Source organism: Prevotella koreensis (assembly GCF_003977605.1).
GTDB classification, from domain to species: Bacteria; Bacteroidota; Bacteroidia; order Bacteroidales; family Bacteroidaceae; genus Prevotella; species Prevotella koreensis.
This window is the reverse complement of record NZ_RYYU01000001.1, coordinates 1,250,388-1,276,074: the sequence shown is the minus strand read 5'-3', so window position 1 is coordinate 1,276,074 and position 25,687 is coordinate 1,250,388. Positions and strand designations below refer to the sequence as shown.

At 44.4% G+C, this 25,687-nt stretch carries 20 protein-coding genes and 1 pseudogene; 7 read left to right on the top strand and 14 right to left on the bottom strand.

What is annotated here, in order from left to right:
* The first annotated feature begins 884 nt into the window (after window positions 1–884).
* The 6 genes from EHV08_RS05465 (at window position 885) to EHV08_RS05440 (ending at window position 8,178) form a co-directional block, all read left to right on the top strand.
* Window positions 885–1,793: a phosphoribosyltransferase-like protein gene (locus EHV08_RS05465; protein ID WP_126678417.1), complete on the top strand. Its 909-nt coding sequence runs from the start codon at window positions 885–887 to the stop codon at window positions 1,791–1,793.
* Entirely contained in the window at window positions 1,757–3,679 is a 1,923-nt protein-coding gene (locus EHV08_RS05460; RefSeq protein ID WP_158676053.1) for an ORC-CDC6 family AAA ATPase, read from the top strand. The genes EHV08_RS05465 and EHV08_RS05460 overlap by 37 nt, the downstream gene beginning before the upstream one ends.
* Window positions 3,669–4,601, top strand: coding sequence for a hypothetical protein (locus EHV08_RS05455; RefSeq protein WP_126678415.1), 933 nt, complete (start codon window positions 3,669–3,671; stop codon window positions 4,599–4,601). The genes EHV08_RS05460 and EHV08_RS05455 overlap by 11 nt, the downstream gene beginning before the upstream one ends.
* Window position 4,602: 1 nt before the next feature.
* Complete coding sequence (locus tag EHV08_RS05450; protein ID WP_126678414.1) at window positions 4,603–5,694, top strand: methyltransferase; 1,092 nt, start codon at window positions 4,603–4,605, stop codon at window positions 5,692–5,694.
* 748 nt (window positions 5,695–6,442) lie between these two features.
* Window positions 6,443–7,537: an FMN-binding protein gene (locus tag EHV08_RS05445; protein WP_126678413.1), complete on the top strand. Its 1,095-nt coding sequence runs from the start codon at window positions 6,443–6,445 to the stop codon at window positions 7,535–7,537.
* 5 nt (window positions 7,538–7,542) lie between these two features.
* Window positions 7,543–8,178, top strand: a complete 636-nt coding sequence (locus tag EHV08_RS05440; protein ID WP_126678412.1) for a nitroreductase family protein — start codon at window positions 7,543–7,545, stop codon at window positions 8,176–8,178.
* Window positions 8,179–8,200: 22 nt separating this feature from the next.
* On the opposite strand, the pseudogene EHV08_RS11650 reads toward EHV08_RS05440, so the two are convergent.
* From EHV08_RS11650 to EHV08_RS05375, 14 genes and pseudogenes are all read right to left on the bottom strand, one after another.
* Window positions 8,201–8,342: pseudogene (locus EHV08_RS11650) on the bottom strand (transposase); the annotation flags it as partial.
* A gap of 283 nt (window positions 8,343–8,625) precedes the next feature.
* Complete coding sequence (locus EHV08_RS05430) at window positions 8,626–9,324, bottom strand: LytR/AlgR family response regulator transcription factor (RefSeq protein WP_203227077.1); 699 nt, start codon at window positions 9,322–9,324, stop codon at window positions 8,626–8,628.
* The gene (locus EHV08_RS05425) at window positions 9,321–10,379 is read right to left on the bottom strand and encodes a sensor histidine kinase (protein WP_126678410.1); all 1,059 of its coding nucleotides are present in this window, start codon (window positions 10,377–10,379) and stop codon (window positions 9,321–9,323) included. Before EHV08_RS05425 ends, EHV08_RS05430 begins: the two co-directional genes overlap by 4 nt.
* A gap of 57 nt (window positions 10,380–10,436) precedes the next feature.
* On the bottom strand, window positions 10,437–11,444 hold the full coding sequence (locus EHV08_RS05420; protein ID WP_126678409.1) for a histidine kinase: 1,008 nt from the start codon (window positions 11,442–11,444) through the stop codon (window positions 10,437–10,439).
* A gap of 10 nt (window positions 11,445–11,454) precedes the next feature.
* Window positions 11,455–12,582, bottom strand: coding sequence for a serine hydrolase domain-containing protein (locus EHV08_RS05415; RefSeq protein ID WP_097646720.1), 1,128 nt, complete (start codon window positions 12,580–12,582; stop codon window positions 11,455–11,457).
* A 40-nt stretch (window positions 12,583–12,622) separates the two neighbouring features.
* Window positions 12,623–13,528 (bottom strand): DUF6268 family outer membrane beta-barrel protein, encoded by a 906-nt coding sequence (locus EHV08_RS05410; RefSeq protein ID WP_126678408.1) that lies wholly within the window; start codon window positions 13,526–13,528, stop codon window positions 12,623–12,625.
* Window positions 13,529–13,794: 266 nt separating this feature from the next.
* Window positions 13,795–15,105, bottom strand: coding sequence for a DUF1302 family protein (locus EHV08_RS05405; RefSeq protein ID WP_126679428.1), 1,311 nt, complete (start codon window positions 15,103–15,105; stop codon window positions 13,795–13,797).
* 10 nt (window positions 15,106–15,115) lie between these two features.
* A complete protein-coding gene (locus tag EHV08_RS05400) occupies window positions 15,116–15,895 on the bottom strand; it encodes an outer membrane lipoprotein-sorting protein (protein ID WP_126678407.1) in 780 nt (259 codons plus the stop codon).
* Window positions 15,896–15,925: 30 nt separating this feature from the next.
* Window positions 15,926–18,304, bottom strand: coding sequence for an efflux RND transporter permease subunit (locus EHV08_RS05395; RefSeq protein ID WP_126678406.1), 2,379 nt, complete (start codon window positions 18,302–18,304; stop codon window positions 15,926–15,928).
* Between the two features lie 59 nt (window positions 18,305–18,363).
* Entirely contained in the window at window positions 18,364–18,522 is a 159-nt protein-coding gene (locus EHV08_RS11425) for a hypothetical protein (RefSeq protein ID WP_158676052.1), read from the bottom strand.
* Window positions 18,522–20,246: an ABC transporter ATP-binding protein gene (locus tag EHV08_RS05390; RefSeq protein WP_126678405.1), complete on the bottom strand. Its 1,725-nt coding sequence runs from the start codon at window positions 20,244–20,246 to the stop codon at window positions 18,522–18,524. Before EHV08_RS05390 ends, EHV08_RS11425 begins: the two co-directional genes overlap by 1 nt.
* Window positions 20,247–20,277: 31 nt before the next feature.
* Window positions 20,278–22,032 (bottom strand): ABC transporter ATP-binding protein, encoded by a 1,755-nt coding sequence (locus EHV08_RS05385; RefSeq protein ID WP_126678404.1) that lies wholly within the window; start codon window positions 22,030–22,032, stop codon window positions 20,278–20,280.
* A 32-nt stretch (window positions 22,033–22,064) separates the two neighbouring features.
* Complete coding sequence (locus EHV08_RS05380) at window positions 22,065–22,679, bottom strand: TetR/AcrR family transcriptional regulator (protein WP_126678403.1); 615 nt, start codon at window positions 22,677–22,679, stop codon at window positions 22,065–22,067.
* A 945-nt stretch (window positions 22,680–23,624) separates the two neighbouring features.
* On the bottom strand, window positions 23,625–24,701 hold the full coding sequence (locus EHV08_RS05375) for a glycosyltransferase family 4 protein (protein ID WP_126678402.1): 1,077 nt from the start codon (window positions 24,699–24,701) through the stop codon (window positions 23,625–23,627).
* Window positions 24,702–24,832: 131 nt separating this feature from the next.
* Between EHV08_RS05375 and EHV08_RS05370 the strand changes: the two genes are divergently transcribed.
* Window positions 24,833–25,663, top strand: coding sequence for a LicD family protein (locus tag EHV08_RS05370; RefSeq protein ID WP_126678401.1), 831 nt, complete (start codon window positions 24,833–24,835; stop codon window positions 25,661–25,663).
* The last annotated feature ends 24 nt before the right edge of the window (window positions 25,664–25,687 follow it).

Here is a 25,687-nt window from a genome sequence, read left to right as displayed (position 1 = left end):
CAAAATAATTCCCCACTCCAACGTTAATGACAAACCACCAAATCCCGTTTCCTTATCTCCCTTCCTACAATAAGCCTCCTTTTGAAGACCAATTTGGGCGAAATTGCTGACCAAAATGGGCGAATTTGCAAACCAATTTCGCCCATTTTGCTGTGCATAAGAAAACATGTAGGCTTCGGGTGTAGAAAATTTACAAAAGAGAACTACATATGTGAGAAGCATAATATATAATTTAATTATGAACTTATCTATATATGAAATTAAACAAGAGGCTATTTATGTCCAGTAAACATTCGTCGTGTATAAAAGTTAAGAGGAGGATGTGTCAAAACTTCATTTGAATAAACATGAACTTATAAATTGAAACCTGCTCGCTTTTAAAGGCAAAGAAATGGGCCATATCTGCACTCGAATACCGAGTTTGATATGGTTCTTTTATTTTTAAAGTTACTATTTGTGACTTTGGCCTGTCTTTATTTTTGTTTTGACATATCATCCCCTATTTTGTTACTTTTGTTTTACCAATAAAACTTCAATAATGTAGGTAAAAGTAGACAATCACAATGGATATCTGTCCATAATCAGATATAATATTGCTCGATAGGTAAAGAAGCACTTTCCGAATTGGTGGTGAGATATGATTTTGTGAAAAAACTTGAAACTCATCGAATAAGTCCTATGCAAGTTTCATGAATCGCTCGATAATCTTACCCCCAGATACGTATATCTCTAGGACAAGGGGAGAGAATCAAGAAAATAAGAGGAACAATAAAACAAAATTCAATCAACAAAAGAATTTTTGATAATAAAAGAATAAAATATCAGAATAAATAACTAAATTTGCAGTTGAGCACTTTAGTTTTACAACGTACATTTAAAAGACTATGATATTAGAAGAAACCAAGGAAAGGTTGGAACTCTTCCGCGAAATGCAACTGTTTCCAATAGCAAGAGAGTTGGATTTTGAGAATTGGCTTGAAAATTTCACTAACGATGAAGATCGCGAAATTGCAGCCCATGTCTTAAAGTTCTTTATTTACTTGCCTGATAGTATGGTGAACCAATTATTAAGAACAGTGGTTGGAAAATGTGGTTATTATTTTTCGAATAATGATCAGGCTTGGACTCATGATAGTTTTAAGAATTATTGCTGTTATAGTTTCATTCAAGGCGAAGAGAAAGATGATATCACAGATAGCGGGTATATCTTCACACGTAAGTTGCGTGATGAATTGAATATACCAAACAGTCGAATTGTAGGTTTTGAAAAATTATATGAGGTGCTCGAAGAAGAAACGACTCCACAGAATGTAATACTAGTAGATGACTTTGTTGGTTCAGGTGCCCAAACTGATACAGCTTGGAACAGTCATCATTTCGGTAAATTTGACCAAACCTTACGTGAGCTTGTAACTTCTTCCCATCATCGTATAGTCTATGCCCCACTAGTTGCCAATGAAGTTGGTTTAAAAAGAATTGCTTCTAAATGTTTGGGACTTCATATGGAGTATATCTACAAATTGACTCCAGAATATAACCTTCTTAATCCAAATGGAGTATGCTGGAATGGGGACAAAGCAAAATATGATAAGTTCAAAAATTTACTTTTTCACGTAGCAAAAGAAGAGGGAATTCCTATCACAGAAGGGAAACATGTAAATGATATGTTTGGCTTTGGATGTCAAGGCTTAGCTTTGGCTTTTTCTCATGGTATTCCTGATGCATGTCCAGCATTTTTCTATTGGGATACAGACACATGGAAACCATTAAAGAAACGTTCATACCACAGATAAATAATAAAGTTATGACACAGGATCAAAAAATAGCAAAACTCGATGAACTCTTTGGTAGTTTCAGAGCAGAATGGCTGAACGAGAAGATATTCCGATTTTTTACGGCTCCCAGCTATTTCACTGCATTAAAAAGCAATCGCCCATGTGTGCTGATTGGTGGTCGTGGTACAGGTAAAACAACTGTATTGCGAGGTTTGTCATATCAAGGTCAGTATGCTTTGAATGAATATGATATGGAGAGGTTTGATGAAACCCCTTATATTGGCATTTACTTCCGTTGTGATACAAACCACATGCACGCTTTTAGCGGTAAAGGTATTTCCAAAGAAGAATGGGTAAAAATATTTGCTCATTATTTCAATCTAATATTCACAGCTGAGGTTCTTTATTTTCTCGATTGGCATCAAAAACAGTGCCCTGGAGATGAGCTACTCTCTGATTATGCTTGTCGATTGGTAGCAGTCTCGTTACATTTGGGCAATGACGTACATGATTTTAAAAATCTCTTCGAAACACTTGAGGAGGCTATGTACGGATTCCAGGCAGAAGTGAATAATATTGCCGATGGCAATATGCCCAGGCTCTCGATGGCTGGTGATCCCATAAAAATCATCACAGAACAAGCACTCAATTTGCGTCAGTTCCAAGGAAAATCGTTCTATCTATTGGTGGATGAATACGAAAATTTGCTTGATGAACAGCAGCAGATAGTAAATACCTTATTGAAACATACGCCCGAATCATACACCATAAAAATTGGTGTTCGTGAGATGGGATGGCGCGTGCGCTATACGCTTAACGAGCAAGAGTTAGTTAATGATCCTGCTGATTATGTGAAGTTTAACATTGTAGATGAATTTACAGGTGATAATTCTGAAAAATTTGTTTCGTTTGCCAGTGAGGTATGTCAATTGCGCATCAAGGAATTGCTTGAAGAAGAAACTGATGACTATAAGATAGAGGATGCTCTGATTAATTTGTCCAATGAGGACGAAGCCCTCAAACTAGATGTAGGGTCTCATAAGTATTATAAGGATGTATGTGAATACGAACAGGCAAATGAGATTGATTTGGGCATAACACCACTCTATAAATTCTTTCTTGCTTATTGGGCATATACGCATAATGATCTTTTGGAAACAGCTATCAAGGATTATCAGAACCAGAAAGTAGTTTGGAATACCAGGTATGATAACTATCGTTACAGTCTGCTATTTAAGATCCGATCAGGTAGAGGTATGGGGGGGATTCAGAAATTCTATTCAGGATGGACCACTTTTGTAAAGTTGGCAAACGGTAATATTCGCTACTTAATGGAACTCGTTTATCGTTCTTATTATCTATACTTACAATCAAATGGAGATATCAAAGAACCAATACCAGCCGAGATACAAACTAAGGCTGCTCGAAATGTGGGATGGAAGAACCTAACCGAACTGGAGGGAACATGGCAGAATGGTGCTCAGCTTGCAAGGATGGTACAATCTATTGGAACCATCTTTTCGCACATGGCCAAGGAAGGTGACAATATAGCACCAGAAATTGTTCAGTTTGAGATAGAAGGTGAGCGCTCAGAGCGTACAGAAGAGCTGCTTTCAGCAGGTGTCATGAATCTAGCACTTGTGCGAATGGCTGCAAATAAGCAGACTGGTAGAGGCAGTGTGAAGGATTTCATGTATATGTTGCATCCTATGTTTGCCCCATTCTTTATTTACAGTTTCCGCAAGAAGCGCAAGATGGCTATTACCGATGCAGAATTTCTTGAATGTATTGACAATCAGAAAGATGCTGTTGCCAATATTTTGTCAAAGAAAAATATTAAGCTACATTCGGAGAAAGAAGACCCTATACAGTTGACTTTAGATTTTAATGACGATGATCAATAAAGACTATTTATATACCAGGGTGTGGGAAAATCCTAATACGGAGAACCTTGAGCCCGGCTCTCTATATCTGTTTGCCTACGATCCTGAGGACAGAAGTAGATTCTGTGCCAGTACGTTGCAGGCAAACAATCCTGATACTACTTTTGTGGAGTTAGAGATTGATGACCAAGACCAAATGAAGGATATGGCTAGAGATCAAATGGTGTCACTAAGCAGTCCAAAGGAGATAGGTGACTACTTAAAGCAGTACGCTCCAACTGTAATCTATATTGAAGTTACAGGAATGAGCTGTAGGCTAGTGGCACCTGTGATGTTGCGCGCCATCTTAAGTGATATGCAAGTTTGTATTGTATATAGTGAGCCTCAGCAATATCTTTTGAATGAGTTTAAAAAAGTGGGTATCAATGAAGATCTTTCAGAAGTATGTGGAGGTGTAAACCCTTTGCCGGGATTTGCAAAGGTGTTACCACATAGAGAAGATCCTCTCTTTGTGGCGATGCTTGGATTCGAAGGTGGCCGTTTGACTTATCTTATAACAACGCAGCAGCCTACAGCTGAAAGGATACGTCCAGTGATTGGAATGCCTGGGTATAGAATAGACTATCCGTTTGAAAGTTATTGGGGTAACCGTAATTCATTACGTACTACTAAAGCTTGGGAACGTGTGGAATATGCTGAGGCAAACTCAATTGTAGACAGCTATATGACATTGAAGAAGATTTCTGCCGATAATAGAAATCCAGAGATGGTGATTGCACCTATTGGCACGAAACCTCATGCTATTGGTGCTATTCTGTATGCAATTAAGAATCCACTTAAGGTTGAATTACTGTATGATAACCCTAAACGTAGTTTAAGTCGCACTGATGGTGTTGGTCGTATATTGTGCTGCGACGTGACTAAATTGTTTAAAGAGAATTAGTATGTCGGGACCAGATTCTTTTTACACCCCTTCGTTGCTCGCAGATAAATTGATCAGCCTCATTACAGCAAGTCAAGTGAAACGAACTATTGATTTCTGTGTTGGCAATGGAAATTTGCTGAAAGCTGTGGCACGAAGGTATGGTGATATCGAGTTATATGGCACAGATATTTCTGATGATGCTATTAATAAGTTGAAGAGCGACAATCCTGCATGGCAACTAGAGCAATGTGATTTTCGTGATATCGAATGGTTGGAGCGTGTGCATTTTCTGAAAGACAAGAAATTTGATTTAATAGTAATGAATCCTCCGTTTACCTGTAAGGGGAGTATCATCGAGCATATTGAGTTTGAAGGTGAAGAATTTAAAGTGAGCACAGCGATGCTCTTTTTGATGCGAGCTTTGCGTTATCTTGATGAGATAGGTGGAGTGTATGCTATCTTGCCGATAAGTTGCGTATATTCAGAAAAAGATAGCAAGGCATGGAAGTATTTGAAAACTCACTATAATGCATGCATATTAGATAAGTCGGAAAAAGTATATTTTAGCAAGAGTAAAGTGACTCAGGCAGATGCTTCCGTTTCTTGTACGCCTAATATTGTTATGGTATATGTGGGCAATTATGCCGTAAATGGAATTAAAGAGGAGCATTATGCAGATTTCTCATCTTTGCCAGTTTATGATATTATTCGTGGATGCGTGCGTATGCAGAACCCAGCTTACTCTCACAACACAAAAGCAGTTAAATTAATTCATACCACTAATATTAAAATGGGCAAGTTGGTAAATATCAAGAAGGTGTTGCCTGGTACGTCACGACAAGTGAATGGTTGCGGAGTAATAATTCCACGAGTATGCAACCCTAACCCTATGAAGATTACATTGCTTGATGGTACAAGCAAATATTTGCTTTCTGATTGTGTAATTGTACTTCGAACAGCAACCATGGCAGAAGCTGAACAAGTGCGTCAACATATCCTTAATCATTGGAAAGAGTTCGTGAAAATATACAGAGGTACAGGTGCCCAATATACAACTTTGGCAAGAGCTAAGGCTTTGTTTTTGAGCGGTGATGTTAATGTTAACTGTTAAATGAATCAATATGGAAACGGATAAAGTTAAAGATATCGTATAAAGACCGTTTACTAGAACTGACCTTTCTACTGTAGTCAGCATAAAGGTTGGAATAGAAGTAACCAGTTTCAATATACATAGAACCCTATACTATATATTTATTTTTTCATATTCAAAAGAAATTATTGCTGTCCGGTAAAACTTTTTCTCCCAATCTGTGTAAGAGGAATTGCCTTTAATACTACATTATTTGACCTTAAATCCAAGAACAAAATCATTATCTTATAAAAACAAGCACTTTTATAATGCTTACGATTTATAACTGGAATACAAGCCCCATAGAGCTAAAAACGTCTGTATTGCCCTTAGACAAAGGAATTGCAAACTTTCAATTCGCTTTTACCGGACAGCAATAAAAAGAAATAAATATTGATTCCAGATTAATAGCATTTCTTTTATCGTGCTTGTCAACTTATTTTAATTCCGTCAACAAATATAATTTTCATCCTTCACAACTCTTGGTGAGTTAAAATAGGGAGTGCGATTAAACTATATCTGTTAGAAATCGTCATAAAAAAGATATTGAGATTTCCGCAGTGATGTGCCTAAGAAAATAGACCGCAATTTCCTGCCGGGCCTCCATTTGATGTGTGTTGATGAGGTGGTAGGTGAATGTAATAAGTAAATCGCTCGTCATTGTCAATGCCAATAAATTAAAGGCCTTTGGAGGCTTAATGCGTAAAGGAAAGATGATAAAAATAATTATATGAGCAATTATAAGGGAAAACTACAGCAACTGCTTTATCTGATTACCTGTGTCTTGTTGGTTATGGCAGTCAGTATCCGTAGAGACGGTAAGGTGGTGGGACGAGAACTGAAGCAACAACAGGAGGTTTCGTCTAAGACGGATACGATGGTTGTCCTTGATGATGGAACGGTGCGGTTGAATACTACTGAGTTGGGGAAAGACATCATCGGCTACGCAGGCACCGTGCCTTTGGAGATTACGTTGAAAGATGGTAAGGTGAAGAATATCAAGGCTCTGGAAAATTCAGAAACTCCGGAATTCTTTGAGGAGGCATCGGTACTTCTTCCTAAGTGGAATGGATATACCATAGAAGATGCTCAGAAGATGAAGGTGGACGACGTGTCAGGTGCAACGTTCACCTCGAATGCCATTATCGGAAATGTACAGCGCGGACTTCAGTATGCAGCAAAGAATCCTGTAAAGAGTTCAATATGGTCAGATTTTGATTTTTCTGTCAAGGCAATAGCAGGGCTGATTGTGGTGCTTTTAGCCTCAATCTTGCCCCTTTTTGTTAAGAACAAACGGTATAGGATAAGTCAGCAAATCCTTAATGTAATTGTGCTTGGCTTTTGGTGTGGCACGTTCCTGAACTACACATCGATAATCAGTTACATGTCAAACGGCATGAACGTGATGACGCTCATCGTGCCGGTAATTATGCTTATAACGGCTTTCGTGTATCCACTCTTTGGCAAGAAATCATATTACTGTACGCATGTGTGTCCGCTCGGTTCGTTGCAAGAACTTGCAGGGAAATGCGTTGGATATAAAGTCAAGATGAAGCCAACTACTATCAAACGCTTGGATATGTTTCGTCAGATACTTTGGGCGATACTCATGTTATGTTTGTGGACAGGTGTTTGGTTCGACTGGATTGATTACGAACCGTTCTCAGCCTTTGTATTCAAGTCGGCCTCATGGGTTGTCATTGCCATTGCTCTCGTCTTCGTGGCACTCTCCACGGTGGTTATGCGGCCTTACTGCCGCTTTGTCTGCCCGACAGGTTCGCTCTTTAAATATAGTCAACTTTCAAATTCAAAAAACAAAAAATAAAAGATATGAAGACTTCAATGATTCTCAATGTAGTACTCGCTATTGCACTTGTGTTTCTCTGCTATATGCTTGCAGTAAATGGGAATGACAAAGGTAAGGATGTGGAAACCTCTGAGGTGGTGCTCAACAATATTCTTAACCGCACATCTGTCCGCTCCTATCAGGACAAGCCTGTTGAAAAGGAGAAGATAGAAAAGTTGCTACGTGCAGGAATGGCAGCCCCTACTGCAGTAAACAAACAGCCGTGGCATTTTATTGTTGTTACGGATAAGAATCAGTTGCAGAAACTTTCTGAGGCCAATCCTTACGCCGAAATGGCTGCCAAGGCTCCGCTGGCTATCGTGGTCTGTGGCGACATGGACAAGGCACTTGAGGGTGAAGCGCGTGAGTTCTGGGTTCAAGACTGCTCGGCAGCCACGGAGAACATTCTTTTGGCAGCAACAGGAATGGAACTGGGCGCCGTGTGGACCGGCACCTATCCTTCAAAAGAACGGTGCGCTGCTGTGGCTAAGGTGCTCGGATTGCCGGAGTCATTAATTCCGCTGAATACCATCGTTATAGGCTATCCTGATAAAGAGGTAACTCCTAAGGATAAATGGAAGAAGGAAAATATCTCATACAATATGTACGGGGAAGAGTAATTAGAGAAGAATATAAACTCTAACACCGGCTCATAGTGCCCTTACCGTTCTTGGCAAGACCGGCAAAGACCTTGCCGGAAACACCGTCTTACATTGTGACATACAGGAATCATCGTAATATCAATGAACGTTATGACAATACACTTGCCGAAGGCATAGAGTTTCCTTGAGCGAAATGAAAAACTTTGTCCTTGGTAATCATCGCTTAGTCGTTTTGTAAGTTATTGATTCTTAACTATAAAGTTGCAAAAAACTAACGAGATTACCAATTGTTATAAGGACTTTCTTAACCCGAACTCACGTATTGTTAATACAATCAGTTGTATTCCACTATTCGGCAACGAACGATTCATTCGAAGAGAGTACTCTGAATGAAAATATCTTGACTAATCTTTCCATACGCATTCGATTTAGAATTGTTGATTAGTATAATAGCAAAGTCAACCGTCATTTCATTAGCCTCTTGTAAAAATCTTCTTTGTAGATATTACTGACACCGATTTCATATTTTCCGATGAATACGTCGTTGGTGTCGAACGATTCTATTTTCTCTAAGTTCACAACATAGGATTTGTTGATGCGGAAGAAAACAGACGGAGGCAGAAGTTCATGGATAGTACGCAAGTACATCTTGGTAATGATGCGTCGATTTTCTGTTTGTATGATGACATAATCCTTTAAGCCTTCTATAAAGAGGATGTCGTCATATCTGATTTTGAAATATCTACGCTCTGATTTCACGAAGAAGAAATCCACATCTGCCTCCACACTTTCTTTCTCTGCATTGATGAGTAGGGTGTGATAGGCAGAAACCTTTTCCATTGCTTTACGGAAACGTTCTTCCTCGATGGGTTTGACGAGGTAATCGGTAGCGTTTACCTCATAGCTGTCCAATGCGTATTCTGAATAGGCTGTGGTAAAAACGACAAGTGTTTGTTGTGGGATTTTACGGGCAAAATCAAGCCCGTTTGTCCCAGGCATCTCGATATCAAGGAATATTAAATCCACAGGATTATCTTTTATGTATTCAGTCGCAGATTCTGCAGACTCAAAATTGCCGACAAGTTCCAGCATTGGACTCTTGCGTACCAACCTTTCCAATCCTTCTCGGGCGATAGGTTCATCATCGACGATAATACATTTTATAGGTTCACACATAAGCATACAGTATATTTATTTTCTTCTTCCGTAATGGATAAGGTATAAGACTTTCCGAATAGCAATTCTAGTCTCCGTTTGATGTTTTTCAACCCCAAACCTCCGTAATGATTCGATGTACGAGAAGCGGCCTTGGTGTTTTCGCACTGGAAGTGCAGTTGGTTTTCGGATGCGGTAAACGTGATGTGTATGTTTGTCTTTCCTTTGACTTCAACACTATGCTTGACTGCGTTTTCTACAAAGGGAATAAACAGTAATGGATATATAGATATATCTTCCACCACGCCCTCTGTCTTGATTTCGTAATACAAGTTTCCACGACGTGTACTTTCCAGTTCCAAATAGTCATGCAAGAAGGAAATTTCATTCCGTATCAGAACTTTTTCTTGCGAGGATTCGGACAACTGATAGCCCAACAAATTTTCAAGCCGGGAAAGAATGGCATATGCCAGTTGTGGTTCTTGCTCTGCTTTAATGTTGGCATTATTGAGCGTGTTGAAAAGAAAGTGCGGATTTATCTGGCTTTTCAGTTGTTGCAATTCTGCTTCTGCCGTCGTCTTTTCCAATTCCGATACTCGACGGCTGTTTTCAGCCCAGCAACGAAACAGTGGTACTACTGAAGTAGAGGCTATCGTCAATCCCAACAATAACATATTTCCCGCGATATTGAAACAAAGAGAGGTCAGCCTGTAACTTTTGGGAACATCGTACAGGGTGTTTTGCACCAGTATGATAAAAAGCATCAACAGAAATACGCACAAACCAATGAAAGCGAAATATCCTGACAACTTATTACGCAACAGGAAACGAGGAACCAGCAGGCGGGCGTTGGTATATACGGTGCAGGTGAAGACAATGAAATATGCCATCCATTCGTAAAACCTTGCATTCGTGAGCCGTCCATGTACACTGCCAGTGTTATAGACCATTTCCATTGTCAAGACAACTATAATGCAAAGTAAAAGCAGGTTTCCCATTCTATGGAATCCTCCTGTTTGGATTTGTGTTCCAATCTTTTTATTTATCTCTTTCAATAATGCCATTCGATTCTTTATGTTTATTAATTCCCAAAAACTTTATCGGAAAATTTCTTGGAAAGTTTAGGAACTTTTCAAACTCGTTTTGTGTGAAGCGTTTTCTGGTCTTCTTGAGATGGTAAAAATGCGCTTACCCGTTTTGGGAGGATTGCTATTGTTTGTACAGGTACAGACAAGCGTGTCAGCGCATATTTCAATCTCAATTTCCATTCGGTCTTTTCCCGGTGAATTGAATAGATGTTCTTCTACAAACGATAGTAACGTCAATGGAGGAATAAAACAAATACCAGTCCTCATTTGGCAAGAGAGTGTGAAATCGGTGAGAGTCCCGCACTTCTTTTCCAAATTCAGGTAGTCTTTAAGGATTTTGATTTCGGAATTGAGTGGTACAACCGGATTGCTGCAATCGTATAGGCGATAGCGTACAATCCGGCTCAGTGTCAATAATAGCGGAGATACTTCCGGAGGTTCGGTCAGGCATAGTTCAGTTGCTTTTTTCAATTTAGCCAAAAGAAATTCCGATCCGATATTGTTTCTCAAATTTTCCAACTCAACGGTTAGCCTGCGAGTTCCGATTTGTTCCTCCATCTCAGTCATTTGAATCCAATGTTTATAAAAGACGATTACAGTAATACTCGTCACCGACAATGTCAGTACCGAGAAATCGGAGAAGAAATCGACTGCTTTATTGCGTCCGTCAGAAAAAAAAGAATATGGACCGAAAGGTATTTGATACTTAAAATGAATGTAATACTCCAAGCCGATATTCGCTATCACGAATGTGAATATTGCAGCGAGCAAGACAGTTGCATATTGCACATACCTTTCTTGTTGTAGCAATTTAGGAATGAAGATGTACATATTCAGATATATCAGCAACAGATAAGCTACTATATGCGCAAATATAATACCACAAACATTTCCGCCTCGAATCTGTTCTCCATAGGTAATAAAAATATGGTTTGTGGAGATAATGCCGATGGAGATGATAAGCAGGAAATGGCGAGTCCATCTGTATTTCTTCTCCATAAGAAAATCATATAATACGCTTTGTTTCTTTCTCTCTTGCATTTATATACTATTACTTTTTTGCCAAGTCTTCCATTATTTCAAAACACAATGCGTCTACATTTTTCGCATGAGGATGCAGAAAAGAAACATTGGAAAGAATAATGACTCCACTCTTTTCATTCATATCGAATACCATAGAGGAAGAAAAACCGCCCGTACCACCATTGTGCCAATATAAATCGTTTCCGTTATCTGCCTTTACGATATGCCATCCAAGTGCTACGCTAAGTTTGTCGTTTACTTTGAAAGTCGGTTTTCTTGTCATTGCAAGTTCTTTGTTGCCCATATCAAATTGAGCCTCTAAAAAACATGCCATATCGTTTGCAGAAGAAAGAATGCCACCGGCTCCTAAAAACACATCCGAATCCCATATCCAATTGCCGATAGGAACACCTGTGAGGCTTATTCCTTTGACAAGACCGGTTTCTACTAATCTTGCATCTGTATATGAATTATTCATTTTGTACTTTTTGAAGATTTTATTGGAAACGAGTTCCGTGAAACTGCATTTTTCCATTTGACATAACGTATATCCCAACAAACCTGTTCCCAAATTTGAATACAGATATTCTTTCCTATCGGAAGAACAACATAATTGCAACTGATTTCTGAGGTAATACTCTAATTCAGAGTCGCTGTATTTCTGAAAAGGATTTTCCCGCTCTGCTTTTGTACTGTCTGCCAGAAACTCTGAAAGTTGCAAATTGGAGGGATTTTCTCCCAATCCGGATGTATGATTTGACAGGCTTTCAAAAGTTATCCGCACATCATCCTTGAACGTATAAGGGTAAAATTTGTTTATGTCGTCTGTCTGTTTAATCTTCCTTTCAAGTATTGCATCGGCAAGTAATGTCGCCGTAAAAACTTTTGAAATCGAGCCAATCTCAAAAACCTTATCTTTGTTCTCAATATTTTTAATCGTGTCATTTTGCTTTATCATTCCATAAAAATGGGATATCCCATTTTTTATGAGCACGATGGATAGTTGAGTTTCATTAGACAAATCCTTTGTCTTTTCAAATATTTTTCGCGTCAGGTTTTCTCTCAAACCAGTTAAATCATTTACGACATTCTGTGAAAAAGTTATTCCATGTCCAAACAGGGTTATCAAAAGGAATAGCGCGATTTTTATTGTCATATAATCTTATAATGTATTAAACGTTATACTTGAGCATTTATTATAATCCGTATCGGATACCTATTGAAAAATAGGGAGATACACCGAAATGTGGGTAGTTGTCTTTGCTGCTGAAGAAAGCCTTCAATGTCCGTGAACGAAAATAAGTTTCTCTTGATGCGACAATTCCTCCGACAATAGGGATAGAAATATATTGCCCAATTCTGAACTCTGGTTGAATACCTATATAACCATACTGCATCACGAAATACTTCTTACTGCAGTCTTTCTCAACTGCAGCCATAAGTCCTTTGGATTCCGCATGTATTCCCAAATTGAAACTCTTGCTAAGTTGTGTACTGATTTCTGCCTCGAATGTATTATACATGGATAATTTGAATTTGTATTTTCCCTCTATTTTCCAATCCAGATATAAGGACGGAAAAATCATTGGATACCCCAGCGCATTATTCAACGCGATACCGGCTCCCCAGTCCAAATTCTTGTTTGCGTGTCTGATAAATAATACACCTCCCTGACCGAGAAATGAACTGCCTGACAATTTATTCAGATTAGAGGTGTACACTCCTGCTCCTAAAATGGCAAGTATAGACCATTTCTCATTAAGTGGTCGCAGATGCATAACTCCCATTTGAGCATTCATAAGTTCTTTCTCTGTAAAATCCGATGGCATTTCTTTATTTTTCATGGAAGCGTATGTACCACCCAAAGCAACAATCCAAGCCGTCAGTCTCCCGTTTTCATTCTTTCTTACATATAAAGGAAGTCTCGCTGAGCCTTCAAAGGCTTGCAAGTTTCCTTCACCACCGATTTTATTACCATTCTCATCTTTATATACAGACGGAGCAATATATTCTGACTTTAATTGAATCTGGGCAAACACATTCGCTCTTGCCGAAAGTAGGAATAGCATAAAAGTACACACTCTGAGCATTTTTTGTTCCATAATAGTCTTATTTCGACACGAAGATATGGTATAAAACAATCAGGTTTCAAGAAAATAGACAAATTGTAGGTTTTCAACATACAAAATGGGATATTTGAATATACTAACATTTTTTCTTCATACTTAGTTCCTACATCCGTGTTTGCTATAATACACAATTAGTGGAGGAGAAAGTGTCTTCTTCTCAAAAAGTTTGCTGATTATACATTTTCGGAAGAACTTTGCCTATGGAGAAGGATTACAAAATGATAGCATTGTTAATGGAGTCAGAAACTATACTTTACTTTTAACCACGCTTCTGAGTTCTTACCATACATGGCAAACTTTCCTTTGTCGGCATGGAAATAGTCGTAGCCGGCGGTGAGTTCTATATCGTCGTTGAGAGAATAGGAAGCGGAAAGTCGGTTGAAAATACCGCCGTTTGCCACATCGATGTAGGCAAAGGTGGAGAGTTTCAGTGTGTTGTGCAGCAGTTCTTTCGAGAGCCTTGCTGTGGCAAGTCCGGCATTGCGATAGACGGAGAGCACTGCGAGATTGCCCGATGTGTATTTATGGCAATACTGCACGCTGATGTTCCAGTCGTTACCCGGATACCAGTCTACTCCTGCAAGGGCGTTGAGGGTGTTGCGTCGCACGGCATTCTGCCCCAAACCACTTCCTTGTGCCTCGCCTATGTACTCGGCAACTTCGGCACGGAGGACAAACTGACCGATGGGCAATGAACAATCGGCACCCAACATCGTCATACGGCGGTACTGTCCGTTGATGTGAAGCGTCCTTCCATCGTCCGAAAGGGCAGGACAAAGGACTGGCAGTTTGTTCCACGTCCGCAAGGCACTCACGGAGAAGTCTATTCCGCTGAGATTGACGGTTACTCGTCCGCCAAACTCCATATTCCTGATTTTCTTCTCCGGTTTGCCGCTTTCCAAGTCGGTGGTGTAGGGTAGTGGCGCAGATGGCAGGCGTATCGCCCACGGATTGCGCTCGTCTGTCGGCAACACAAAGAAGTCAACCACAGGATTGCATACTGCTTCAAGGGTAACCGGACCTGTAGTGTATTTTGCGCGCAACCCATTGACGGGCATGCGAATGTCGTCGTAGTCTTGTGCGAGGAACTCGGTATAGTCGAACGGCGACACGCAATCGGTAACGCGCAGTGCATCCGCCACGCCCCATACGACAATCTGCCGCCCCACGCGCAGGTCGAAGTTGCCCTTTACATAAGATAGATAAGCCTCGCGCAATTCCAATCCCGTGCGTTCTTTCAATATTCCGTTGTAGGTAGCGTTCAGGGATAGGAAGAGCGAAGCCGCCCCTTTCTCGAGTTTCAGTTCTCCCCGCGCCCGAGTCCGCGAAGCCATCCAGTCCGCACGTCCTTCCGTCCTGACGGCATGGTAGGTATCAAGAAAACCTTTTACCTGCACCTGCAAAGCGGTGTTATCGTCCGATGCTTCTAACACTTTCTGCAGAGTGCATTCGGAACTGACGGTGTCGCTATCGGTTGGTAATGTATTATCAATTTGGGCTGCTGCCTGCGCCGAGAGTATCGGCACAAGCAATAGCATACATAATCGCATCGGTTTCATATCAGAGTCCTTTCTCCAATTGGGAAACGGTGAAAAAATTAGGCGATACCTTTACGTTGAATTTCTGATTGTACATACGGATAATGGTCTTGTGTCCCGTCTGTACATTCTCCATCTGCATAAAGTGCATCGTCCAGAAGCCCTGCACTTTCTCTATGTCGGAAATAGTGAGCCTACGGTGCAGTTTGTTCAGCTTGTCGTAGTATTCCGCCTTTACCGCCATCAGGCAGTCCTGCCGAATCCATGTAACCCGACGTGCATAAATTTCATCCTTGTCATTAGGCACCGACTCTATCACCCAACATTTGTGGCCGCCCAACATTTCTTCACGCAGAAGCGTATGCTTCTCTTCGTCCACGCTACGAGTGCTCATATCGTTGTAGGTAAAGTCGCTGCCCATGAAGTAATCGGTTTTCGACGACTTTCCGCTGATGCGCCTCGTCTTTTTCATTGCCGGAAGATAAAGCCACTTATCGTCCGTCTTGGCGGTATTGTCGTAGTCCCAAGTGAGAAATCCCGTACCCTTCACGTCGCCGGGATAGGTGAAGAACATGATTTTCTTCGTATCATTGCCTATGTCCATTGCCCACGATTCGAGTTTTCTCACACGCTTATGACCGCTCTTCTGTATGAGCGTCATTTCGATGGTGGCAGAACGTGTGTCACCGTCTGCACGGTTTCTTACTTTCTGCATGATGTCTCTGCCCGACAGCCCTGCTGCCTGCGTGCCGCAAACCGCCAGCATGGAGATGAGCAGCAATGTGAAATGTTTTGTTTTCATATCGTTTTGTTTTTTTTATAGTGATTATCGTTACTGAGGAAGTTCGTTTGCCGTTCCAGAGGAAGTCCGTTTGTCGTTGCCGAACACACGGAGATACTTGAAAAGAATGGGCGTGAGGAAGAGGTCTGCCAGCAGCGCCGACATCATACCGGCAACAGCCAGAATGCCCCAATTGCGCATCTGTGTGCCATCTGAGAAGACGAAGCCTGTAAACGTAGCCGATATGACGACTGTGGACATGACGATGGCGAGCCCTTCGGTGCGGAAGGTTCGGTTGATGGCTTCTGCATAATTGCCGCATCTGTCGTATGCCACATGGCTGTGGTTGATGAAGTGAATGGTATCATCGACGGCAATACCCAAGACCATCGGAATGAGCGAAGCAGTCATCATATCGAGCGGATAGCCCAGCCACCCCATCATACCGCCCACTATGATGGCAGGGGCAATGTTCGGTATCATACCTACAAGCCCCACTTTCCAGTTGCCGAAGACAAGCACGAGTATAACGCCTATTACCAATACCGACAACAGCATCGACCACATCTGCCCGCGCTCCACATACTGCTGCATCACGGTGAACTGTGGTATGCTGCCTACCACCGAGACGTGTGCGCCGGGAAAGAGTTTGCGTGCCTCCGCCTCCAAGTCATTCATTTCCTTTTCCGCCTCGTTGGAGTTGTAGTCTTTCATCTCCAACTGCAACCGCAGCCGCTTGTAGTCGTAGTCCATCCAGTATTCCGACTCCGTACCGCCCGCATTCTCATAGAGCAACAGCAACTGCGCCACCATATCAGCATTGTCGGGAATACGGTAGAACTGCTGCTTGTTGCCGTTGAGCGTGCAGTTCATATCCTTCACGATGTCGGTGATGGAATTGTGGCGTTTCGTCAGTCTGTAGCCGCCAGCAATCTCCGCCAGTCGGTCGAGTTTCTGCAAATTCTCCGGCTTCTTGGCATCGTTGTCGTGCGGCAAGGTAATCATAAGGTCGTAGGAATATATCGAACCGAGGTCGGTTTCGCAGAGGTCGAGGAATTTCTTGACGTAGGGAATCTTCCGTCCCATCGTCTTTTCGATGTCGAACGCCGGTTCGATGAAGAAGAGTCCGATACCGCAGAAGATGGTCAGCACAACCGACGACGCGACAATGGAACGATGGTTGCGCATCACAAAACTGCCGAACAGTTCGAATCGTTTTCCGATATATCCTTCAAAACTCTTCGACATATCGGTGGCAGGCTTGCGATCCTTGCCGAACGACAACAGAATGGGGGTGAGCAGCAGGCAGGTGAGCAGCACGGCAAGCAGACAGAGCGAGGTGTTGATGCCGATGGCTCGCATCGGTACTATCTTCATTGACAGAAACGTCATCATGGCAGCCACGGTGGTAAGCCCCGACAGTAACACTCCCCAACCGGTTTCGCCTACGGCTTCCTTGATTGATTCCCTGCGCTTGCCTGTTTCTACGAACTGCGTCTTGAAGAAATTGTACAGGTGAATGTTGTAGGCGATGGAGCAGGCAAAAGTCAATATCACGGCAATCATTGTCGTGGTCATGTCGATGTAGATGCCCGTCCAGCCGATGATGCCGAAACTGATGAGCAGTCCGAACACGGATGTGAGCAGTGGTGCAACCACGCCACGCAGCGAACGGGTTACGATAATCATCACAACGATGGAGATGATGAAGGCAAAGAGGAACAGCCGCCCCAGTTCGCTTTTGAGATAAACGAATTTCTCGTAGCCCAGATAGGGCATTCCCGCGGCATTGGGCGACAGTTCGGCATATTTCGCCTTCCCGATGATGTGTCCCGCTTCTTTGCCCGTAATCATGTCGGGCGCAATGTCGCTCGTCTTTTTCCACACGCTCTCTTCGGGGAACGGGCGCAGTTTCACCATAATCCACGTCATCGTACCGTCGTGCGACACCATCTTCTTTGCCAAATACGGTTTGCTGTATGCTTTCTGCCGGATTACATTCAGCGAAGCGGCATCAGAGGGTATTTCGTCGGGAACGATCTGTTCGATGGTCATACCCTCCTCCGTGCCTGCGGCAAACTCAATGTCGGTGAGCGACGTCACCTTGTCGGCATACGACAGACTGTCTTTCAGTTCGTTGCTCAGTTCGCGAATGAGCGTCAGGCTGCGTTGGGAGAAGATGTCCTTGTTCTTCACCAGCACCGCCACATAGTAGTCGTTGCCGAAGATAGACTTGAATTCATTGGTCTTGAGCAGCATCGGGTCGTCGCCCACGAAATAGTCGTCGAACGAGGTTTTCATCACGATGCGCTTCGCCCCCACAAACGAGAAGGCGACGATGACTGCGAACAACACGCCGACCACAAGACGGTGGCAGAGTATCCGGTCTGCCAACTGCTTGAACTTACTGTTGATTTTTACGATTTTCATTGTTGTTTTATCTTTATTGTTATTATTATCTCTGATCTGTTACCGGGAACCTTTAAGACTCATGGCATTGAACACGTTTGTCCAACCCATTGGACACGCCAGTCCAACTCATTGGACAAACGTGTCCAAGCCGCACGGTCACCATACACGTCGTAAGCCATATACTGTTGCTGTTTTCCATAATCCTTCGTGAGCGATTGTTGTAGATGTTTCTTCATTACTGTTTTTTCTGTTGCAGACGAACCATGCGGGCGAACTCGCCGTTACGAGCCAACAGTTCGTCGGGCGTGCCCTGTTCGCTGACCGTGCCGCCACTAAGCACCACTATGTGGTCGGCATTGCGAACGGTGCGCATACGGTGTGCGATGATGATGACAGTCTTGTTGCGCACCAGTTCGGAGATGCCCGCTTGTATTTTCGTCTCGTTCTCGGCATCAAGGCTTGCGGTGGCTTCGTCGAGAAGTATGATTGGGGCATTCTTCAGCAGGGCGCGGGCAATAGAGATGCGCTGCCGTTCGCCACCCGAAAGGGTTTCGCCGTTTTCGCCTATGACGGTATCGTAGCCTTGCGGCATTCGGCTGATGAAGTTGTCGCACTGCGCCATTCGGGCAACGTGGCGCACTTCCTCGTCTGTGGCGTCGCGTTTGCCGATGCGTATATTATCGGCTATGGAGGCATTGAACAGCAATACGTCCTGAAAGACGATGGAATAGTGTTTCAGCAGCGTTTCGGGATCAATCTTCGAGATGTCGTTCCCTCCCACAAGAATTTGTCCGTCATCGATGTCCCAAAAGCGTGCGGCAAGTTTGGCAGTAGTGCTTTTGCCTCCACCCGACGGTCCTACGAGTGCGGTAACGGTGCCTTGACGTGCGGTGAACGATACATTGTGCAGCACTTGCTTCTCGGTTTCGTATGCAAAACTTACGTTGCGGAACTCGATGTCATGGTTTTCGATTTGTACGTCTGCACGTCCCTCCTGCGTAGGCATGCTTTCTATTTCCTTCATGCGGTTGATGCGCACGTCGAGGAAAGAGAGCAGTGCAATGTAGTTGCACACTTCGATAATGGGATTGTAGACCATTGCTGATGCCAAGAGGTAAGCCAAGTAGGTGAATACCGACACTTCGCCCTGCTGCAACAGCCACGCTCCCACCAATATAACGGTGGGCATGCCGAGTTTGAGCAACATTCCGGCGAGGTTGAGGAAGGCACCTGCCACGAGTTCGCCGCGCACAAGTTCGCGTTCGTAGCCCTTCAGCCGCTTGTCGAAGCTGCGGCAGTATGCCTGTTCGCCACTGTACGACCTTATTTCCTGCATACATTCCAGTCCTTCCTGTATCTGTTCGGTTACGCCACGCTTCACTTTATAGTGCTGAACGAAGGCTTTGTGGAGCTGACGGCGCGACAGCAGCAGTACGGTTACGGCGAGCGGAACGACCCAAAAGAGAGCTAAAGCCAAGTGCCAGTTGTAGGAGAACATACCCACGGCGATGATGACGACGCTCAGAGCCGACGCAAACAGTTGGGGAACAGCGTGCGAGAAGGTTTGCTCGAGCATCGTGCAGTCTTCCATCACGGTAGAGGTGAGGTCGGAAAGGTTGCGCTCGCCGAAGAAAGCGAGGGGCAGTCGACGCAGTTTTTCTGCCACTCCGATGCGGCGTTGCGCACTCTCGTTGTAGACGGTGGTGTAGGTGCTGTCGTACTGTCGGAGGGCTATGAAGAACATAAGCACCGCCAAGAGCAAAGCCACAAGCACATAGAACCACAGCGTGTGCGGCTCGGTGGAGGGCTTGGCGTCGATGTACTCCATGAGGAAGAAGAACAAATAGGTGGGCGGCAGCATCAATGCGAGGTTCATCAATGTAGAGAAGGCGATGCCTTTCCGCAAGTCTTTCGCTCCTTTTTCGGTGAGGGCGAACCGTTGTTGAAGATATTTTATCATAGTCTTGTATCCTTTCTGTTTAGGTTTAGGTTTATAGTTTCCATGCCACCGACTTTTGGTATTCGTTCCACATCTTATAATATAATGTGGCTTGCTCCATGAGTTGTCGGTGGGTGCCCTGTTCGGCTATTCTGCCCTTGTCCACCACGACAATGTTGTCGGCATCCTGCACGGTGGTCAGTCGGTGGGCTATCATGAGCACGGTTTTCCCGCAAGTAAGGTGGGCAAATGCCTGCCTGATAAGGTGCTCGTTTTCGGGGTCGGCAAAGGCTGTAGCCTCGTCGAGCACCACGATGGGCGCATCTTTCAGAATGGCACGGGCAAGCACTATGCGCTGCTGCTCGCCGCCAGAGAGGTATGTTCCCTCCGCTCCTATCACGGTGTTCAGCCCCTGTGGCAGCCGCTCGATGATTTCCCGACTCTGCGAGAGGTCTACGGCACGGTTCACCTGCTCGATGGTCGCATCGGGATTGCCGTAGCGTATGTTCTCCAAGATGGAGGTCTTGAACAGTCGGGTGTTCTGAAACACGAACGACACGTTGCGCATCAGCGTTGCCTTATCCATGTGCCGAACGTCCACACCGCCTATTTTCAAACTGCCTTCGCGTACGTCCCAGAAGCGTGGAATGAGCCTTGCGATGGTTGTCTTGCCGCTTCCGGACGCTCCCACCAGCGCAACGGTCTTGCCTTGCGGTATGTCGAGGTCGATGTGGCTTATGGCATCGTGCTCCGCCGCTTCGTATCGGAACGACACATTGCGCAGGCTGACGTCGAAGGCTGCCGCTTTCTCGGGCTCGGAACTCTCTGAAAGCGGCGGCGTGGCGGTGAGTTTCTCCAATCGGTCTACCGCTTCGTTTGCCAGAAAGAGGTTCTGACTGAGGTGCATGGCTTTCATTACGTTGGCTGCGATGATGGGTGCGATGAGCACATACAGCACCATATCGGAAACGATGATGGCCGTTTCGCCGCCGTGCCCTATCAGTATGATGCCCGTAGGCACAAGCAGAAAGGCGAAAGCATTGATGGCTATGGTGTAGGCAGACATGGGCGTGCGCCACAAAAGGGTGTACCTGATGACGAGGTCGCGGTAGTTGATGATGCTGTCGTGAAAGCGTTTGAACGAGAACACCGTCTGTTGGAAGACCTTCACAACGGGTATTCCGCGCACGTATTCCACAGCTTCGGCACTCATTTTCTCCTGTGCGTCGAGGTACATACGCTGGAAATCGTTGTTCTTAGGGTTCATCATGTAACCCATGATGCCGAAGGCGCACACTATCGGCACCATTGCGGCAATGCCCAACTGCCAATCTACGGCAAGCAGAAGGACTATAATGCCTATCGGAGCCACCACGCTGCCTGCCACATCGGGCAGTATGTGTGCCACGAAAGTGTGGGTCTGGCTCGAATCTTCGTCTATTATCTTGCGCATGCGCCCCGTGTTCTGCGTGTCGAAAAAGCCCAATGGAACACGCATCAGTCGTTCCATGGCAGTGCGCCGCATATTGGTTTCGATGCGGAAAGCGGAAAGATGCGAGAGCATGAGGGCGGCAAAATAGAGCAAAACATTCGCCATCGACACCGCGAACGCCGCAATGGCATAGTCCCATACGGGCGTATCGGCAAGGTTTCCGTCGGCAGTGAGCAGCGTGCGCACCACCAACCACAGGAAAATAAAGGGTACGAGCGACAGCAGTCCGTTCACTGCCGACAGCACAACCGAGCAGGGCAGCAACGGCTTGCGCCCTCCCATGTAATGTCCTAAGCGTTTCAGAATTCTAATCATCTTCTTATATATATATTAAAAGGTTATTGTTTCTAAGGTTTCATCAGTTCTCTCCACCCTGCCATACTGTAAGCGGCATACTGCTCGAGTGCACGGTTCACCTCGCTTTCGTCGTAGTCCTCGTGCTCCACAAGTTCGCAGAAGATGTTTACCCACATGGAACTCGCAATATGCAGGAAGAAGGGCGATATGTCGATGTTGATGTGCGGATAGCGCACTTTCATCAGTCGCAGGTATTCCATGCCTGCTCTCAACTGGTGTTCTGCTATTCTTTCCTTGTACCCCGCAAGCGATGTGCCTTCGGCATTGAACAGCAACAAGCGAAGTTCGGGACGGTAAAGCCTCACCATTCTCTTCATTTCACCGATGTATTCGTTCTGATAATCGAATGTGTCGAACACCTCAATGCATAGGTGTCGCTCCTCGTTGTGCGACAAGATGTAGCGGTTCAACTCGTCGAGCAGCGGTTGCAGCACAGCACAAAACAACTCGTTCTTGCTGCGGAAGTAGTTATACACGTTACCCACGGCAATGCCCGCACGCCGCGCCACCGTGCGGATAGACGTGCTGCGTGCGCCGTGAGCGATGAATTCCTCGCGTGCTACGGCAACGATACGCTGCCGAATGTCGTCTTTTAGTTTCTGCATACGCCTATGAATATGTTAAATAATGAACCAAGTTCTGTTTTGTTCATAAAAAAATCGCACCGTTCAAGGAAAGAACGGTGCGTTTTACTGAATGGGACTTTGTTTCCATATAATATATGACTTTTATTTTTAATCATACGCTGAAATTTATTTAGTTGTTGCAAAAATACTAAGGATGTCACAATTGCACAATACCCAAAAATTAGTATTTTACGCGAGTGCAGGATAATCTCCCTCAAAAATACTCCTGACTGTATCGTTTTTTCCACATATTATGGTAATGCTTCCGGAATCCGCCTGGCAATTTCCGCAGATTACGAATTCTTATGATGAGTCCTTTTTCCGAACTCACGTATAAGTGACATGATCTTGATACAGATGCCAATGAGATAGCCTTCCCGGTGCAAAACAGGCGAGATTGCTCTGCAAATTGGGCGAAATTGCTGACCAAAACAGGCGAAATTAGTTTGCAAAATCGCCCATTTTGCTGTGCATAAGAAAAAATATCTTATTGCAACTAATGGCGTAATGGACATTTGGTAGGCTGAAAACATCTCGAATGTCCATTACCCTGACAACTACTACAAAGGGGGAATGCTGTGAAAGAGAAAGGATTGAGATGTAGTAGTTTCTTCGGATTTATGGTAATATGCTGTAACTACAAATGCCTTACTTCTTCCACTGCCTTTTAAACCCAATTGGTCATTAGAACGCATTTACTTAGATTTGCTTTTGATGTAGTGCTTCCTTACTGCTTTAGTCCGCTTGCCGACATCTGCGCAGCCATTACATCTCGCCGTAGTCCGCTACGCCTTCGATGAAACGTCAGCACGTCTGCTCAACAATCGAACAAAATCAGTCAAGGACTATAATGACTGCATTCTATGTTTCCCACCAAATAAAATCTTGTTTTTAACGTTACTTTTGGGTTTATTATTTTCGTAACTATTTTCCTTTCATCTTCTTCATGACTGCCGCCATTTCGCGGGTGCATTGTCTTATGTTGTAAACCTTTTCGGCAAGTTTTCTTCCTCGCTCTCCCATTCTTTTGGCCTCTTCCGGGTTCTCGGCAATGAAACGTATGGCGCGTTCCCAGCCCGCCACATCGCCATAGTCTATGAGTAGTCCGCAACCTTCGGCCTCAATGTCCATCGGCATTTGCGGGTTTCGCGAGCATATTATGGGTATTCCGAGTGCGAGTGCTTCAACCACAGTGGTCAGTCCCACGGTATAGTTGGTGGGTTGGCAGCATATCACTACGCATGCCGAGCGGTTCACCTCTGCTGTAAGTTTGTCTATCATAAGGCGATTGTTGAAAGTCACCATTATGTTTTCTCGGCGTTCTATGCTGCCGATTATTTTTTCATAGTCGTTGCCAAGATATTTTGTTATTGAGAATATGCGCAACGGAAGGGCTGTGTTGTTGAATGCACTGATAAGGGTAGGCATGTCGCGGCGTTCCATTCCCGACGATATAAATCCGCTACGCTGTTCCCGATGCTCGCGCATGAAACGGTCGTAGTAGTCGATGTCGGCTCCCCAGTGCGCCACACTAATCCTTTCCGGACGGCATTTCACCGAGCGTTCCGACATTTTCGCTATTGTTTTGGAAAACATGAAAAGATGGTCGATACCGCGGTAATACAGTCGCGAAACATATTCTCGCAACAGTCCGCGTGCTTTGGTTATCGGTTGGTGATGCCAAATACAGATGGGGTGGCGGTATATGCCAATTGCACGGAGCATGATGAGCAGTTCGAGACCTCTGTGGGACGAACCGTAAAGCACGTCATATTGTTCGCGACAGCGCATCACCTGCCATGCCACGCGCACCATGCGGCGCAGTCTGTTGTTCTCCTGCCGGTGCTTGTGCATCACTGTTTCTATGCCGTTTTCTGCAAAACACGTTGCGCCATACAGCAAATGAGAGGGGTATCGCCCGCATTTCCATTCGTTTATGATGTGCTCTGCGTCTTGAGTGTGGTAGTAGTATATCCGCATTTTGTCGTTTACAATCTCCATCCGAAGGTCTGATATTCACATGAATATCTTTATTCAGAATGACATGTTTCATCACTTTGCTGCAAAAATAACATAATTTTATGGAACGGCAAAGCGAATAATGAAAATAAAAACTTAACTTTGCATCTTGTATGAACAGGACTTATAATACCGGAGAAACCGACGAGAGCCTGCGCAGTGAATATAACCCGGAAGGCTCAACGATGCGTAAGGCACAGATGCGCATGCTCGACATGCTGTTGTATCTGCAAGAAGCGGGACGCAAGTGTGGTGCTCGTCCGCGCCTTGACGGTGGTTCGGTGCTTGGCAGTCTGCGTCATGGCGGGTTCATTCCGTGGGACGATGATGCCGACGTGGTGGTGAGTAGGGAAGACTACAAGAAGATTGTGGATTATCTTGAGCAGCACCCCCACCCGCAATATGTGGTGCAAACCAACCGTACCGACAAGGGTTATTATAAGGAATGGGCCACGTTGCGCGACCTGAACAGCGAGTATGTCTCGCTGGAACCGGTGGGAAGTCGCGACTGGAGGTCGCATCAGGCCTTGAGATACAAGGGCTTGCATATCGACATCTTCCCTTACGAACCTTATGTTATACCATGGATGCAGCGGTTGGCGGCAAAACTTTCGTGTGTGGTGAACTTCGATTTGGCAGGCCGTTATCCCATGTTGGCACAAGGAGGTTATATGTTCCTTCACAACATTGTGTTCCCGGTGTTCCGTATTACGGGAAGAATATTCGGCTCTCGCGACTGCTTCATGCACTCATACGGCGCGTGGTTCTACGAACAAAATCCGCGTGACGCGATGCTTCCGCTGAAGCCTATCGTATTTGAGGGGCACACATTCGACGGACCGGCAGACCCGGAAAAACTCTGTAGGATAGCATACGGCAACTATATGGAACTGCCGCCACGCGACAAAAGGAACAGACATAACACGGAGATAAAAATATGGTAGTGAGGCGGAGAATGCCGCTCTTCA